Source organism: Nonomuraea sp. NPDC050663, from assembly GCF_044456985.1.
GTDB lineage: Bacteria > Actinomycetota > Actinomycetes > Streptosporangiales > Streptosporangiaceae > Nonomuraea.
Genome location: NZ_JBITGL010000031.1, coordinates 18,268 through 34,086 on the forward strand (window position 1 = coordinate 18,268; position 15,819 = coordinate 34,086).

Annotated in this window: 16 protein-coding genes; 13 read left to right on the forward strand and 3 right to left on the reverse strand. The window is 68.3% G+C overall.

The annotated features are described in order from the left end of the window. Positions 1–3 precede the first annotated feature (3 nt). From ACIBH1_RS47490 to ACIBH1_RS47535, 10 genes are all read left to right on the forward strand, one after another. Entirely contained in the window at positions 4–1,746 is a 1,743-nt protein-coding gene (locus ACIBH1_RS47490; protein WP_397320740.1) for an N-6 DNA methylase, read from the forward strand. A 38-nt stretch (positions 1,747–1,784) separates the two neighbouring features. Continuing rightward, positions 1,785–2,711: a serine/threonine-protein kinase gene (locus ACIBH1_RS47495; RefSeq protein WP_397320741.1), complete on the forward strand. Its 927-nt coding sequence runs from the start codon at positions 1,785–1,787 to the stop codon at positions 2,709–2,711. Between the two features lie 196 nt (positions 2,712–2,907). Next, a complete protein-coding gene (locus tag ACIBH1_RS47500; RefSeq protein WP_397320742.1) occupies positions 2,908–4,218 on the forward strand; it encodes an extracellular solute-binding protein in 1,311 nt (436 codons plus the stop codon). 84 nt (positions 4,219–4,302) lie between these two features. Beyond that, a complete protein-coding gene (locus tag ACIBH1_RS47505; protein WP_397320743.1) occupies positions 4,303–5,280 on the forward strand; it encodes a carbohydrate ABC transporter permease in 978 nt (325 codons plus the stop codon). Next, positions 5,277–6,089 (forward strand): carbohydrate ABC transporter permease, encoded by an 813-nt coding sequence (locus ACIBH1_RS47510; protein WP_181611651.1) that lies wholly within the window; start codon positions 5,277–5,279, stop codon positions 6,087–6,089. Before ACIBH1_RS47505 ends, ACIBH1_RS47510 begins: the two co-directional genes overlap by 4 nt. Next, a complete protein-coding gene (locus ACIBH1_RS47515; protein ID WP_397320744.1) occupies positions 6,086–7,489 on the forward strand; it encodes a GH1 family beta-glucosidase in 1,404 nt (467 codons plus the stop codon). The genes ACIBH1_RS47510 and ACIBH1_RS47515 overlap by 4 nt, the downstream gene beginning before the upstream one ends. A gap of 150 nt (positions 7,490–7,639) precedes the next feature. Continuing rightward, the gene (locus ACIBH1_RS47520) at positions 7,640–8,986 is read left to right on the forward strand and encodes an ABC transporter substrate-binding protein (protein WP_397320745.1); all 1,347 of its coding nucleotides are present in this window, start codon (positions 7,640–7,642) and stop codon (positions 8,984–8,986) included. 4 nt (positions 8,987–8,990) lie between these two features. Further along, positions 8,991–9,950 (forward strand): carbohydrate ABC transporter permease, encoded by a 960-nt coding sequence (locus tag ACIBH1_RS47525; RefSeq protein ID WP_397320746.1) that lies wholly within the window; start codon positions 8,991–8,993, stop codon positions 9,948–9,950. Then, positions 9,947–10,858 carry a carbohydrate ABC transporter permease gene (locus ACIBH1_RS47530; protein ID WP_397320747.1) on the forward strand — a complete coding sequence of 304 codons (912 nt, stop codon included), beginning with the start codon at positions 9,947–9,949 and terminating at the stop codon, positions 10,856–10,858. Before ACIBH1_RS47525 ends, ACIBH1_RS47530 begins: the two co-directional genes overlap by 4 nt. After that, positions 10,855–11,850, forward strand: coding sequence for a LacI family DNA-binding transcriptional regulator (locus ACIBH1_RS47535; protein WP_397320748.1), 996 nt, complete (start codon positions 10,855–10,857; stop codon positions 11,848–11,850). Before ACIBH1_RS47530 ends, ACIBH1_RS47535 begins: the two co-directional genes overlap by 4 nt. Before the next feature lie 423 nt (positions 11,851–12,273). Here the strand turns inward: ACIBH1_RS47535 and ACIBH1_RS47540 are convergent, their stop codons facing one another. Together ACIBH1_RS47540 and ACIBH1_RS47545 are read right to left on the reverse strand one after the other, a co-directional pair. Then, complete coding sequence (locus tag ACIBH1_RS47540; RefSeq protein ID WP_397320749.1) at positions 12,274–12,591, reverse strand: hypothetical protein; 318 nt, start codon at positions 12,589–12,591, stop codon at positions 12,274–12,276. Positions 12,592–12,653: 62 nt separating this feature from the next. Next, a complete protein-coding gene (locus ACIBH1_RS47545; protein ID WP_397320750.1) occupies positions 12,654–13,439 on the reverse strand; it encodes an NPCBM/NEW2 domain-containing protein in 786 nt (261 codons plus the stop codon). 259 nt (positions 13,440–13,698) lie between these two features. Between ACIBH1_RS47545 and ACIBH1_RS47550 the strand changes: the two genes are divergently transcribed. Beyond that, positions 13,699–14,055 carry a VOC family protein gene (locus ACIBH1_RS47550; RefSeq protein WP_397320751.1) on the forward strand — a complete coding sequence of 119 codons (357 nt, stop codon included), beginning with the start codon at positions 13,699–13,701 and terminating at the stop codon, positions 14,053–14,055. Positions 14,056–14,098: 43 nt separating this feature from the next. On the opposite strand, the gene ACIBH1_RS47555 is transcribed toward ACIBH1_RS47550, so the two are convergent. Further along, complete coding sequence (locus ACIBH1_RS47555; protein ID WP_397320752.1) at positions 14,099–14,461, reverse strand: MerR family transcriptional regulator; 363 nt, start codon at positions 14,459–14,461, stop codon at positions 14,099–14,101. A gap of 52 nt (positions 14,462–14,513) precedes the next feature. Between ACIBH1_RS47555 and ACIBH1_RS47560 the strand changes: the two genes are divergently transcribed. Together ACIBH1_RS47560 and ACIBH1_RS47565 are read left to right on the forward strand one after the other, a co-directional pair. After that, the gene (locus ACIBH1_RS47560; protein ID WP_397320753.1) at positions 14,514–15,383 is read left to right on the forward strand and encodes an NAD(P)-dependent oxidoreductase; all 870 of its coding nucleotides are present in this window, start codon (positions 14,514–14,516) and stop codon (positions 15,381–15,383) included. Beyond that, positions 15,380–15,811: a PPOX class F420-dependent oxidoreductase gene (locus ACIBH1_RS47565; RefSeq protein WP_397320754.1), complete on the forward strand. Its 432-nt coding sequence runs from the start codon at positions 15,380–15,382 to the stop codon at positions 15,809–15,811. Before ACIBH1_RS47560 ends, ACIBH1_RS47565 begins: the two co-directional genes overlap by 4 nt. The last annotated feature ends 8 nt before the right edge of the window (positions 15,812–15,819 follow it).

The following is a 15,819-nucleotide window of genomic DNA, read 5'->3' on the forward strand; positions in this document are numbered from 1 at the left end:
TCCATGAGCCACGACCCGACCGTCAACGCCGGCGACATCGCCCGGCTCGCCGGCGTCGGGCGGGCCGCGGTCAGCAACTGGCGTCGTCGTCATGACGATTTTCCCCAGCCCATCGACGGCACGACCAGCCAGCCCCTCTTCTCGCTGCGCCAGGTGGAGGCGTGGCTACGCCGCTACGGCAAGTCCTACCAGGTATCGACCGCTGATCGGGTGTGGCAACGCCTGAAAGCGGCAGGAGATTTGCGACTGGCCGAACTGGTCGCCCAGGCCGGTGCCCTGCTGACCGGTGAAGATCACTCTCTGGAGCCGGACGTGGCCGCGCTGGTCACCGAAATGGCCGCCGAGCTGGGGCCGGCCGCCGCCTACGAGCTGCTCTGCGAGCGTTACCTGGAGGCGCACTCGCGCCAGCTGTCGGTCACCCGCGGCGATCTGGCCGCGCTGATGGTGCGGCTGGCCGGCGCCACGACGGGCACGGTGCTCGACCCCGCCTGCGGGGTGGGCACGCTCCTGCTGGCGGCCTCGCCGTCCAGAGCGCTCGGGCAGGAGCTCAGCGAGACCTCGGCCGCGATCAGCGCCGCCCGCCTCGCGCTGACCGGCGTCCCTGCCCGCGTCGTGGCGGGCGACTCGCTGCGTCGCGACGGCTTCCCCGATGAGCAGGCCGACGCGGTGGTGTGCGAGCCGCCCTTCGGCGAGCGCTCCTGGGGTCACGAGGAGCTGACCGCCGACACCCGGTGGGAGTACGGCCTGCCGCCGCGCGGCGAGCCGGAGCTGGCCTGGGTGCAGCACTGCCTGGCCCGCGTCAGGCCGGGCGGCTCGGTCGCCGTCGTCATGCCGCCCGCCGCGGCCTCCCGCAAGGCCGGGCGCCGCATCCGCGCCAACCTGCTCCGCGCCGGCGCGATCCGCGCCGTGGTCAACGTGGGCGCCTCCGATCTGTGGATCCTGCGCCGGCCCCTGCAGGGCGAGCGCCCGCCGTCGGAGATCGCCCTGGTCGAGGCCGGTCCCGACCTGGCGGAGGTGAGCCTCGACGGTCCAGGGGTGCGCATCATCGACCTGCTGACCGACGACGTCGACCTGACGCCCGCGCTCCACCAGCGCCGCGACGACCTGGGCAGGCTCTTCGCCGAGACGCGCGAACGTTTCCTGGCCGTCGCCGCCTCGCCGCCCGACCTCAAGGTGCTCGACCAGCCGGCCGGCCACGCCACCACGACCGTCGGCGACCTGTCCAGGGCCGGTCTGCTCACGATCCTTCAGGCGCCCGCCCGCATGGTGCTCAACGGCGGCGAGGTGCCCGTGCTCACCGGCGACGACATGCTCCACGGCGCCGCGCCCTCCGGGCGGGCCGACGCCGGCCAGGAGCTGGTCATGGTCGAGCCAGGCGACGTCGTGGCCTCCTACTCCAGCGTCAGGGTCGTCGGCTTCTCCGGCGTCGCGCTGGGCCCGCACCTGACGCTCTACCGCCCCGACCCCGCGCGGCTCGACCCCGACTTCCTGGCCGGCTTCCTGCGGGCGGCCGGATCCAGCAGGCCCACCGCGGGATCCAGCCGGTTCGACGCCCGCCGCACGCGCCTGCCCCGCCTCCCGCTGGCCGATCAGCGGGAGTACGGCAGGTCGTTCCGCTCCCTGGTCCTGCTGGAGGCCACCCTGCGCGAGAGCGCCGCGCTCGGCCAGTCGTTGATCCGGCTGGGTTTCGAGGGTCTGGCCGACGGGCATCTGCTCCCTTCTCCGGAAAGCCCTGCCACGCCGTAAAGGTGTAGCTTTTTCCGGTAGGACAGGGAGGGGGGTTCATGGTCATCGGCGACCGTTACGTTCTCGACGACCTCCCTCTCGGCCAGGGTGGCATGGGCGCCGTCTACGCGGGACACGACCGGCACCTCGACCGGCGGGTGGCGGTCAAGCTGCTGCGCTTCACCAGCGTCCCCGACGAGGAGCTCGAACGCCGCTTCATCCGCGAGGCGCGCATCCTGGCCAGGCTGGAGCATCCAGGCGCCCCCGTCCTGTACGACTTCGGCACCCACGAGCAGCGCCTGTTCCAGGTGATGCAGTTCATCCAGGGCGTCACCGTGGGCGACGTGGTCAGCGAGCACGGCCCGCTGCCGGTGCCGTGGGCGGCGGCCATCGCCGCCCAGTCGTGCGCGGTCCTGTCGGCCGCCCACGCCCTGTCGATCTGCCACCGCGACCTGAAGCCGACCAACCTCATGCTCTGCCCCGACGGCAGCGTCAAGGTGCTCGACTTCGGCCTGGCGATGCTGCGCGAGGCCGACGTCGCCCAGTTCACCCGTATCGGGCAGATCCTCGGCACCCCCGCCTACATGGCTCCCGAGCAGATCCAGCGAGGTGTCTCCGACGCCCGCAGCGACCTGTACTCCCTGGGCTGCGTGCTGCACGAGATGCTCACCGGGCAGCCGCTGTTCACCGGCCCCACCGACTACGCGGTCTTCGAGAAGCAGGTCAAGGAGCCGGCTCCCGCCATCCCCGGCCTGCCGCCCAAGCTGGGCAGGGTCCTGACCGCCTTGCTGGAGAAGCGCCCGGAGGACCGGCCCTCCGACGTGAACGAGCTCTACTCCCTGCTGCAGCCCTTCGCGGTGGACCTGCCGATGCTTCCCGGATTCCTCACGACGGAGCCGAGTCCGGGGCGCATGTACGCCCGGGTGCTGGGCCAGGTGTTGTCGGGCGGCGACGGGGTCAGGGCCCGCTCCGCCACCCGCGGCTGAGACCTTCCTCCAGAAACTTCGGAGAGCGCTCCCTCCCTTTTGTGCCGCTACCTGCAAAGACGCCAAATGATCGAGAGAGCGTTCTCTCGTATCACAGATTGTTACGTTTCCGGGCGTTGACGGCCAGGTTAAGCCTGCGTCACCCTCTGAGGGAGCGCTCTCTCCATGATCATTTAGCAACCCAGGGATGGTTTCCATGGCCAGTCCGTATTCCACGGCCCGGCGGGCTGTCGCCGCGTCGCTGCTGGTCCTCGGCCTCGCCGCCTGCGGCGGTGGCACCACGGGCACCAGCACGGGCACCGGTTCGACGGCGGACCCCGCCAAGCCCGCGGAGAAGATCACCCTCACCATCGGCCTGTTCGGTGACTTCGGCTTCAAGCCGCTGTACGAGGAGTTCAAGAAGACCCACCCCAACGTGGAGATCGTCGAGCGCGTCACGCAGTTCAACGACCACCACAACAACCTCATCAAGCGCCTTGCCACCAACGCGGGAGCGGCCGACATCGAGGCCGTCGAGGTGGGCTACATCAGCACCTTCACCTCCCAGCCCGCCAAGTTCCACAACCTCAAGGAATTCGGGCTCGACAAGCGCCAGGCCGACTACCTCGAGTGGAAGTGGGCGCAGGGCGTCAGCAAGGACGGCTCCACCATCATGGGCCTGGGCACCGACGTCGGCGGCCTGGCCATGTGCTACCGCAAGGACCTGTTCGAGAAGGCCGGCCTGCCCAGCAACCGCGACGAGGTCGCGGCCCTCTGGCCGACCTGGGAGCAGTACATCGAGACGGGCAAGAAGTTCTCCGCCGCCAACGTGGCGGGAGCCAAGTTCGTCGACTCCCCCGGTGAGATCTTCCGCGCCATGGTCAACCAGGCCCCGACCGGCCTGTACGACGCCAGCGACACCATCATCGTCGACAGCAACCCCGACGTGAAGAAGGCCTGGGACCTGTCCAACGCCATCTCCCAGAACAACCTGAGCGCCAAGCTCGCCGCCTTCTCGCCGCCGTGGAACACCGGGTTCGCCAAGGGCTCGTTCGCCACGATCATCTGCCCGGCCTGGATGACCGGCTTCATCCAGGAGCAGGCCAAGGACGCCACCGGCAAGTGGGACATCGCCACCGTGCCCGGCGGCTCCGGCAACAGCGGCGGCTCGCACCTGATGCTGCCCAAGATGGGCAAGCACCCGAAGGAGGCCGCCGAGCTGATCGACTTCCTGACCTCCAAGGAGAACCAGGCCAAGGTCTTCAAGGAGGAGGGCACGTTCCCCTCGATCCCGGCGCTCTACGACGACCCGTCGATCCAGTCGTTCACCAAGCCGTTCTTCGGTGACGCCCCGATCGGCAAGATCTACTCCGACGCCGCCAAGGCGCTCAAGCCGCAGCACCTCGGCCCGAAGGAGGCCGACGTGCGCACCGCCATCGGCAACGGCCTGGGCCGCGTGGAGCAGGGCAAGCAGTCGCCTGACGAGTCCTGGGCCCAGGTGCTCGAGGACGTCAAGAAGATCAAGTAGCTCGGGGGTGCGGCGCGGGGCCGGCGGAGTGCCGGGCCCGCGCCGCGATTCCATGCCCGCGAATCCACCTCTGAAGGAGTAACGATGACCACGCGCGCGCCCGAGGTCATGAGGGCGGTGAAATCGGAACCGGGGCGGCACCGTCCCAAGGGACGCCTGTCCCACTCACTCGACATGAAGGCATCGCCGTACGCCTATGTCGCCCCCTTCTTCCTGCTGTTCTGCGCCTTCGGCCTGTTCCCGCTCATTTACACGGCCTGGGTCAGCCTGCACGAGTGGACGCTGACCTCCGACGAGCACACCTTCATCGGCCTGGACAACTTCTCCACGCTGTTCGGCGACGACTACTTCTGGAACGCCACCTTCAACACCCTGTCGATCGGCGTCATCTCGACGGTGCCGCAGCTGGTGCTGGCGATCTGGCTGGCGCACCTGCTGAACAGGCCGCTGAGGGCGCAGACGTTCTTCCGCATCACGATGCTGGTCCCGAACGTCACCAGCGTGGTCGCCGTCGTGGTCATCTTCAGCCAGCTGTTCGGCCGCGACTACGGCGTGATCAACTGGGTGATCGGCCTGGTGGGCGTGGAGCCGATCGCGTGGCACGAGGGTACGGCCAGCAGCCATGTGGCCATCTCGGTGATGATCATGTGGCGGTGGACCGGGTACAACGCGCTGATCTTCCTGGCCGCGATGCAGGCCGTGCCGAAGGAGCTCTACGAGGCCGCCACGATCGACGGCGCCTCCAGCTTCAAGCAGCTCCGCAAGATCACCATTCCGATGATCAAGCCGACCATCATCTTCGTGGTCATCGTCTCCACGATCGGCGCGATGCAGATCATGGCCGAGCCCCTGCTGTTCGGCCAGACCAGCGGCGGCGGCGTGGCGAGCGGTGGGCCCGACCGGCAGTTCCAGACACTCTCGCTCTACGTCTACGAGGTCGGCTTCACCAGCTTCGACTTCGGCTACGCCTCGGCCGCCTCCTGGGTGATGTTCCTGTTCGTCCTGATCGCAGCCGGGATCAACTACCTGCTCACCCGCCGGATGGGAGGGGCGCTGAAATGAGCCGCAAGGGTTTCGCCTACCTGTGCCTGACGGCGGTGGCGTTCTTCTCCGCCTTCCCGCTGTACTACAGCATCGTGGTGGCCAGCCGTCACAACTCGGCGCTGGCCGAGGTGCCGCCGCCGCTGCTGCCCGGCGGCAACTTCTTCGAGAACGTCTCGCGCGTCTTCGACACCGTGCCGTTCTGGCTGGCGCTGGCCAACTCCGTCATCGTCGCGGGCGGGATCGCGCTGTCGGTGATGTTCCTGTCGACCCTGGCCGGATTCGCCTTCGCCAAGCTACGGTTCAGGGGCAGGAACGCCATGCTTCTGATCACGGTGGGCACCATGATGGTCCCTGCTCAGCTCGGCATCATCCCGCTCTACATGCTCATGGTGAAGATCGAGTGGACGGGGTCGCTCTACGCGCTCATCGTGCCCTCGCTCGTCAACGCCTTCGGCGTCTTCTTCATGACGCAGTTCCTGTCCCGCGCGCTGCCGACCGAGCTGCTCGAAGCCGGCCGGGTCGACGGCGCCACCACCTGGGGCCTGTTCTGGCACGTGGTGATCCCGACGGCGCGGCCCGCGGCCGCGGTGCTCGGCATGCTCACGTTCATGACGGCCTGGAACGACTACTTCTGGCCGCTGGTGGTCCTGACCCCGGAGAACCCGACGGTCCAGGTCGCCCTGTCCACGCTGGCCAGCGGCTACACCAACGACTACGTGCTCGGGCTGGCCGGGACCGCGGTGGGAACCCTGCCTCTGGTCCTGATCTTCACGCTGCTCGGCAAGCAGATCATCGGAGGAATCATGCAAGGAGCCGTCAAGGGATGACGATCACGACCATGGCAGCTCGGGGGACCGTGGTCTTCCCTGAGAACTTCATCTGGGGCGCCGCGACGGCGTCCTACCAGATCGAGGGAGCGGTCAAGGAGGAGGGCCGCGGCCAGTCCATCTGGGACACCTTCTCGCACACGCCCGGCAAGGTCTTCGAGGGCCACACCGGCGACGTGGCCTGCGACCACTATCACCGCTACCGCGACGATGTGGCGCTGATGAAGGAGCTGAACCTCGGCGCCTACCGGTTCTCGGTGGCCTGGCCCCGGGTCCAGCCCGACGGCCAGGGTGCGGTCAACCCGGCGGGGCTGGCTTTCTACGACAGGCTTGTTGACGAACTGCTTGAGCATGAGATTGACCCGTATGTGACGCTCTACCACTGGGACCTGCCGCAGGCCCTGGAGGACAGGGGCGGGTGGACCGACCGCGACACCGCCTACCGGTTCGCCGACTACGCGCGCGCCGTGTACGACAAGCTCGGTGACCGGGTGCGCAACTGGGCCACGCTCAACGAGCCGTGGGTCAGCGCGTTCCTCGGCTATGGCAACGGCGTGCACGCGCCGGGCCGTACGGACGCCGCCGAGTCCTTCAAGGCCGGGCACCACCTGCTGCTCGCCCACGGCCTGGCCGCGCAGGCGCTGCGCGCCCAGGGCGCCGAGCAGATCATGCTGGTGGTCAACGCCTCGCCGGTGATGACGCCCGCACAGGTTCACGACCCGGCGGCCGAGGCCTCCGAGGCCGACGCCGAGGCCGTGCGCAGGGTCGACGCGCTCCTTCAGGGCCAGTTCCTGGAGCCGGCGCTGCGCGGCCGCTACCCGGAGGAGGTGCTGCGGGCCCGCTCGCTGCAGGGCGGCCTGGACCACATCCTGGACGGCGACCTGGAGACCATCAACCAGCCGATCGACCTGATCGGGATCAACTACTACAACCCGACCGTGGTCGAGGCCGGGCCCGGCACGCCCGCCGACGCCGCCTGGCCGGGCTCGCAGGACGTGCGCTTCAGCCCCGCCGACGCGCCGACCACCGCGATGGGCTGGCCCATCGTGCCGAGCGGGCTGTCGCGCTTGCTGGTACGGCTCTCGCGGGACTATCCCGAGGTCGGGCTCATGATCACCGAGAACGGCGCCGCGTTCGACGACGTCGTGGTCGACGGCCGCGTCCACGACCCGGGCAGGCAGTCGTACCTGGAGGGCCACCTGGGCGCGGTGCACCACGCCATCCAGCAGGGGGCCGACGTGCGCGGCTACCTGGTGTGGTCGCTGCTCGACAACTTCGAGTGGGCCTTCGGCTACGACAAGCGCTTCGGTATCGTGCACGTCGACTACGAGTCGCTGGTGCGCACGCCGAAGGACAGCGCCCTCTGGTACAAGCAGGTCATCGGCGCCAACGGCTGGTGAGCGGGTGGGGTGGCCGCCCGGCCACCCCATCGTTATCCGGATGAGATCGCTGTGGAGCGGTGAACGCTCTCCGTAATCATCCTGGTATTGACATTGTTACACCGGTTTAACAGCTTAGAGAGCGCTCCCACTTCACTGGAGGCTCACCCCATGTCTCGTCGCCCGCTGCTGGTTGGATCCATAGGCCTCGCCCTCCTTGCCTCGGCCTGTGGAACCAGTCAGGAACAAACCCCCCAGGCCACCGGCGGCGCTCCCGCGCCCGTCTCGGCCGAGTGCCAGCCGTTCGCCAAGTACGGCAAGTTCGAAGGCACCAAGATCTCCATCTACTCGCCGATCCGCGACAAGGAGGCCGAGCTCTTCGAGCAGACCTGGAAGCCGTTCTCCGAGTGCACAGGCGTCCAGGTCACCTACGAGGGCACCGGCGAGTTCGAGGCGCAGATCCAGGTGCGCGTCGACGGCGGCAACCCGCCCGACCTGGCCTTCTTCCCGCAGCCCGGCCTGCTGGCCCGCTTCGCCAAGGCCGGCAAGCTCAAGCCCGCCACCCCCGAGGTGACCGCGGCGACCGACCAGAACTGGTCGGCCGACTGGAAGAAGTACGGCACCGTCGACGGCACCTTCTACGCCGCCCCGCTGGGCGCGAGCGTGAAGTCGTTCGTCTGGTACTCACCCAAGATGTTCGCCGAGAACGGGTGGAAGATCCCCGCCACCTGGGCCGAGCTGATGACCCTCACCGACACCATCGCCGCCAAGGGCATCAAGCCCTGGTGCGCGGGCATCGAGTCGGGCGACGCCACCGGCTGGCCGGCCACCGACTGGATCGAGGACATCATCCTGCGCGACGTCGGGCCCGAGGGCTACGACCAGTGGGTCGACCACACGCTGAAGTTCAACGACCCGAAGGTCGTCACGGCGGTCGACAAGGTCGGCGCGATCCTCAAGAACGACAAGTACGTCAACGGCGGCTACGGACCGGTCAAGTCCATCTCCTCCACCGCCTTCCAGGAGGGCGGCGTCCCGATCACGACCGGCAAGTGCGGCCTGCACCGCCAGGCCTCCTTCTACGCCAACTTCTGGCCCGAGGGCACCAAGGTGGCGGAGGACGGCGACGTGTTCGCCTTCTACCTGCCCGGCAACGACACCTCCTCCAAGCCGGTGCTCGGCGCGGGCGAGTTCGTCGCGGCCTTCACCGACAAGCCCGAGGTCAAGGCCATGCAGCTGTACTTGACCAGCCCTGAGTTCGCCAACGCGCGCATGAAGCTGGCCACCTACGTCTCGGCCAACAAGGGCGTCGACATCTCCCTGGCCCAGAACCCCATCGACAAGCTGTCGATGGAGATCCTGCGCGACCCGGCCACGGTCTTCCGCTTCGACGGATCCGACCTGATGCCGGCCGCCGTGGGCGCGGGCACCTTCTGGAAGGAGATGACGGCCTGGATCAACGGCAAGAGCACTCAGGAGGCGCTCGACGCCATCGACAAGTCCTGGCCCACCAACTGATCATATGGATCTCGATTTCGACTTCGGCGCCGAGCAGCCCAAGCTTGTCATGCTGCTGCTCGGCGTCGTCGCCTTCCTCGCCGTGGTCGGCCTGATCATCCTGGTGCTCGACCGCACATCGCGGTTCACCGCGACGATCATGCTGGCCCCGGCCCTCATCCTGATGACCATTGGCCTGCTGGTGCCGACCATCAGGACCGCGTTGCTGTCCTTCATGAGCGGCGACTCCCAGCGTTTCGTCGGGCTCGACAACTACGTCTGGATGTTCACCCAGCCCGAGGCGCTGCTGACGTTGCGCAACACGCTCATCTGGCTGGTGCTGACCCCGCTCTTGGTCACCTCGATCGGCCTGGTCTACGCGGTGCTCGTCGACCGCACCCGCTTCGAGCGGCTGGCCAAGGCGCTGGTCTTCCTGCCCATGGCGATCTCCTTCGTCGGCGCGGGCATCATCTGGAAGTTCGTCTACGCCTACCGGCCCGAGGAGGCCGACCAGATCGGCCTGCTCAACCAGATCATGGTCTGGCTCGGCGGAGAGCCCCGCCAGTGGCTGCTGGAAGCGCCGTACAACACCTTCTTCCTGATCCTGGTCCTGGTCTGGATCCAGGCGGGCTTCGCCACCGTCGTGCTGTCCGCGGCGATCAAGGGCATCCCCGCCGAGATCGTCGAGGCGGCCAAGCTCGACGGAGCGGGGCCGTTCTCCATGTTCTTCCGCGTCACCCTGCCCTCCATCAGGAACGCCGTGATCGTCGTCGGTGTCACCCAGGCCATCGGCACCCTGAAGCTCTTCGACATCGTCAGGACCATGACCAACGGCAACTTCGACACCAGCGTCATCGCGGTCGACATGTACAACAACGCCTTCCGCTTCGGCGAGACGGGCAAGGGCGCCGCGCTGGCGGTCTTCCTGTTCGTGCTGGTCATGCCGATCGTCTGGTACCAGCGAAAGGTGCAGAAGGCCCGATGAACGCTGCCTCTCGCGTGCGGAGCAAGCTCGCCACCCGTACGGCTTCGCTGATCGCGCTGATCATCGCGCTGCTGTGGACCACCCCCACCTTCGGCCTGCTGCTGTCATCGTTCCGTCCAGAGGACGAGATCAAGTCGACCGGCTGGTGGACCTTCTTCGGCTCGCCGAACCTGACCCTGGAGAACTACCAGGAGGTGCTCTTCGGCTCCTCGTCGTCCTCGGGGCAGCTGTTCCGCTTCCTGATCAACTCCGTCGTCATCACCGTGCCCTCGGTGCTCTTCCCCCTGGCCTTCGCCGCCCTCGCGGCCTACGCGCTGGCCTGGCTGAAGTTCCCCGGGCGCGACTGGATCTACCTCGGCATCTTCGCCCTGCAGATCGTGCCGCTGCAGATGGCCCTGGTCCCGCTGCTGTCGTTCTTCTCCCAGGGCGTCACGGTCTTCGGGGTCACGCTGCTGCCCGCCTGGGAACTGGGCGAGATGCAACCATTCGTCCAGGTATGGTTCGCCCACACCTGCTTCGCCCTGTCCTTCGCCATCTTCCTGCTCCACAACTTCATGGCCGAACTGCCCGGCGACCTCATCGAGGCCGCCCGCGTCGACGGCGCCACCCATGGCCAGATCATCCGGCGGATCATCCTGCCCCTCGTCGCACCCGCCCTCGCCACCTTCGCGATCTTCCAGTTCCTGTGGGTCTGGAACGACCTGCTCGTCGGCCTCATCTTCGCGGGCGGCACCGCCGAATCCGCGCCGATGACCGTACGGCTCGCGCAGATGGCGGGCACTCGCGGCGACGAATGGCAGCGGCTGACCGCCGGAGCCTTCGTCTCTGTCATCATTCCTCTCGTGGTGTTCCTCTCAATGCAGCGATACTTCGTCCGCGGCCTGCTCGCCGGCGGGATCAAGGGATGAAGCGTCCGACCCTGGAGGCGGTGGCGGCGCGAGCGGGCGTCTCCCGCGCCACCGTCTCCCGAGTCGTCAACGGCCAGACCACCGTCGCACCCCACATCCGCGACGTCGTGGTCCGCGCCATCGACGAGCTCGGCTACGTGCCCAACTCCGCCGCCCGCAGCCTCGTCACCCAGCGCACCGACTCCATCGCCCTCGTGGTGTCCGAGCCACCCACCCGCGTCTTCTCCGACGACCCCCTGTTCGCCACCGTCATCCGCTCGGCCTCCCTCGAGCTGGAGGCGGCCGACAAGCAGGTCGTCCTCATGCTGGCCTCCACGGCCAAGTCACACGCCCGAGTGGAGCGCTACATCGCCAGCGGCCACGTCGACGGCGTGATGCTCATCTCCATGCACGGCGCCGACCCGCTGCCCTCGGCCATCGCCCGCATGCGGGTGCCCGTCGTGTCGTACGGCAGGCCCGCCGTACCCATCGACATCCCCTTCGTCGACAACGACAACGTCGGCGGCGCCGAGAAGGCCGTGCGCCACCTCCTCGACAGCGGCCGCAACCGCATCGCCACCATCGCGGGACCACTCGACATGATCGCCGGCCAGGATCGGCTCGCCGGCTACCGCAACGTTCTGCGCGACTCCGACCGCCGCTCCATCGTCGCCGTCGGCGACTTCACCCGCGAGTCGGGCGCCATCGCCATGCGCCAGCTCCTGCGCGACGACCCGTCCCTCGACGCCGTGTTCGTCGCCAACGACCTCATGGCCGTCGGCGCCCTCCAGGCGCTCCGCCAGGCCGGGCGCAGCGTGCCCGGGGACGTGGCGCTCGTCGGATTCGACGACATCGAGGCGGCCAAGTACACCGACCCGCCGCTCACCACCATGCGCCACCCCGTGTCCGACCAGGCTTCGGCGATGGTGCAGCTCCTGCTCGGCCTCTTCCAGGGCGGCCCCTCGGACCCGATCATCCTTCCCACGGAACTGGTCATCCGCGACTCCGCCTGACCGCATGGGCCTCGCCGCTCGTGCGCCTTCGGCGCTGGTCGAGCTCGGACTCCCCTCCTTTGGGGGGCCGAGCCCCCCAAGACCCCCAGCCGGGGCTGCCGCCCCGGACCCCGCATGGTCGCCGTGGTCGACGGCTGCGGGCTGCCACCTCGATCAGCGACAGCGGTGACGATGCGGCTCCCACAGACGCCGCTTCGCCTCTCCGTTGGCTCGCTGCGCGCCACTCGCTTTTCGGCCAAGGGCTACCGGCCCCAGCGCCCCGACCATTCTCTGCGAGCGGCCGGAACGGTGTTCTCCGGCGAGGAGACTCCACCTGCTCCTGCGGGGCGACGAGCGGTTCACGCTGAGCCAGAGCGCCGGAATCAGCCTGACCCCGAACTGGCACACCTCATGAACGTCAGGGAGACCGCGCAACGTCGGCGATCAACGCGGACGGCTGAGCGCCGCCTCGGCCAGGTCGGTCCACTTGTCCACTGACGAGTGCGGCACGACCACCCAGTCCTTGACCACCTTGCCCTGCCCCATCGGGTCGAACAACGAGGCCCCCGGCAGCTCGAGCGCGGCCGCGTGCTCCGCTGTATCCCTCACCAGCCGGAACACCATCGCCCCGTCCCGCTGCAGGCTCGCGAACACCTTGCCCGCCTGGTCCTTGAGCGCGGGTCTGCCCATCATCCTGGAGACCCGCACTCCCAGGTCGGCCAGCTCGTCGCCGACCTGCTTGAAATCCTCTTCCGCGGCCATCGTCAACCATCCCCCTTCCACCGGCGAACGATCAGCCTAGTGGTCATGGAAACGCCCCGGTATCAGGGTAGGAGGACCGCGTTGCCCCAGATGATGTCACCGTCCCTGCTGACGGACGAGCAGCTCACGTAGTCCGAAGGGTCGACCAGGAGACGCAGTTGCCGGGCACCGACGATGGGAATGTTGAGCCGTTCCTGCCCGTCCGCGTAGATCGTTCCAGAGTCGACCTCGAATCCGCCGACAAAGATCCGGTAAGACAGGCTTTCGACCCTTCTGCTGCTCGAATCGTCCAAGCCGATGATGGCCTGAAAGGACGAGTAGGACGGTTCGAAAGTGAAGTCCACCCATTTGCCCCGCCCGGTCGCGGAGAACTCCGCGCTCGTGCATCCCGCGTCCACTCTGACGCTCTTCTCATATGCCACGCCGTTGAGGTCGAACTCTCCGAGTGAGCTCACGTTGTCCGACGACTCGGCGCTTTCTCCCAGGTCGGCCAGGAACATCGCCCCTTCGGGCTTGTCGGTGCTCGAACTGACGGTGTACACCGACGGCGACGGGCTGGCGGAGGGAGAGGCGCTGGCTGCGGGCGAGGGGGTGCTGGTCTCGCGCTTGGCGGCGGGCTTGGCGGCGGGCTCGGCTCGGTCGGCGACGAGGCCGGCGGCGGCGAAAGAGGTGACCACGAGGACGACGGCGATGCTCACAATGCCGAGCACCCTGTACAGCCGCGAAGTCCCGTCCCAGAACTTCTGAAGCAGATAGACGCATATCACCAGGAAGAGCAGACCCATGACGAGCCTGGCCTCGGGAGTCCACACCGCGAGTATCTGGCCCAGTCCGATCAGAATGGTCACCGTCAAGGCCGCGGTCGTTTGGTCAGCCCCTGGCGGTCGCGGTGGAGAATCTGACACTCAGCGCATCCTTAGGGAGACATCGGACTGGCACTCTATGCCCCGGTCCGGATCTTAGATGGCTTTTTTCGGCAGCTGAATTGCCCTGTCCAGATTCGGCCACGTTCTCGCCCGTTCCCCGGCGAATGGGGCGAGACCGTTAAGACGATTTGAGGTTCAATCCGGACGGAAAACGTCAGCCTCCCCGCCTAGGGTGCTCGGCATGGCTATCGCATCCTTCCCGACCACCGTCCTCGACTGCCCCGACGCCGAGGCCCTGGCTGCCTTCTACGCCGCGATGCTCGGCTGGAAGGTCGAGGCCTCGCCCGGCTGGGCCGACATCAAGGCCGATTACGGGGCCTGCATCTCCTTCCAGGAGGTCGACGACTACACGCCGCCGAAGTGGCCGGCGCAGGAGGTGCCGCAGCAGATGCACATCGACCTGATGGTCGACGACCTCGACGCCGGCGAGGCGGCGGTGCTCGAGCTGGGGGCGACCAAGCACGAGCACCAGCCGGGCACGACGTTCCGGGTGTTCCTCGACCCGGCGGGGCATCCGTTCTGCCTGTGCGTCCAGTAGGAGGACCGCACCCTGGGGTGGCGGTCAGACCCCACCCCGGGCGTCAGACCGCCACCCGCTCCTCCGTGGCCGCGATGAAGTCGCTCAGCGCCCGCCGCGACTGCATGAGCGTGCCGATGTGCTCGTCCAGCCCGCTCATCCGCGCCCTGAGCATTTCCAGCAGTTCCTCACACGCGTACAGCTCCGGCTCCGGTCCGGTGGCGCACGGCAGGATGTAAGCGATCTCCTGCGTCGACAATCCCGCCGCGAGCAGGCGCCGGATCTGGGTGACCGTCAGCACCGCGTCCTCGCCGTACTCCCGGTACCCGTTGCCGCCCCGGCGCGGCTCGAGCAGCCCCTGCGCCTCGTAGTAACGCAGCTGGTGGGCGTGTACTCCGGTGACGCGGCTCAGCTCCCCGATCAGCATGCTCGCTCCCCTGCTTGACCTTCATACCGGTATCAACGTTTTTGATACTGCCATGCAGATCTCCGTAATCGGCCTGGGCCTCATGGGCCAGGCACTTGCCGGCGCGTTCCTGGCCGCCGGGCATGAGACGACCGTGTGGAACCGTACGGCGAGCAAGGCTGAGCCCCTCGTCGCCCAGGGGGCGAAGGCCGCGGGTTCGGCGGCGGAAGCGGTGGCGGCGAGCGAGCTCGTCGTCCTGTGCGTGACGGACTACGCGGCGGCGCGCGAGTTGCTCGACCCGCTGGAGCTGGCGGGGCGGGCGGTGGTGAACCTGACGTCGGGGACGGCGGAGCAGGCCAGGAGCACCGCTGAGTGGGCGGCGGCGCGTGGCGCCTCGTACCTGGACGGCGCGATCATGGCGATCCCGCAGGCGATCGCCACCGACGAGGCCGTCGTGCTGTACAGCGGGCCCGGCGAGGCGTTCGACCGCCACCAGACCGCCCTGAGCGCCCTGGGCGGGCAGAGCCTCCACCTGGGCGAGGACCACGGCCTCGCCTCGCTCTACGACGTGGCCCTGCTGGGGGTGATGTGGAGTGTCCTGAACGGTTTCCTGCACGGTGCGGCGATGCTGACGGCGGCGGGAGTGGACGCGTCGGCGTTCGCGGCGGTCGCCGGGCCGACGGTGGGGACCGTCGCCGGTTGGCTGCCCGGCTATGCCGAGCAGATCGACAAGGGCGACTTCCCGGCGACGGACGCGACCGTCGCCACGCACCTGGCGGCGATGGACCACCTCGTGGAGGAGAGCGAGGTCCTCGGCGTCGATCCAGGTCTGCCGGGATTCGTCAGGGAGGTCGCGAGGCGGGCGGTCGCGGCGGGGCGGGAGGGTGAGAGCTACGCTGCCCTGATCGATCAGTTCCGCACACCATCGGGAGCACGACCATGACCGATACTGCCTTTGACCCGCTCGCGCTGCTCGCCCGCAGCCGCCTGGGCATCCTGGCGACGATCAAGTCGGACGGGCGGCCCCAGCTCTCACCGGTCACGCCCTACTACGATCCGGAGTCCGGCATCCTGCACGTGTCGATGACGGAGGGCCGGGCCAAGACGGCCAACCTGCGTCGTGACCCGCGCGCCACCCTCACGGTGACCAGCGCCGACGGGTGGGAGTGGGCGACCGTCGAGGGCGTGGCCACGCTCACGGGGCCGGGATCCGATCCGCGGGGGCCGGAGGTGGAGGCGCTGGTCGACTACTACCGGAAGGCCGCGGGCGAGCATCCCGACTGGGAGGAGTACCGGGAGGTCATGGTCTCCGACCGGCGGGTGCTCATGACCATGAGGGTCGAGCACGCCTATGGAGCCAGGATCCGCTGATCGGCGAT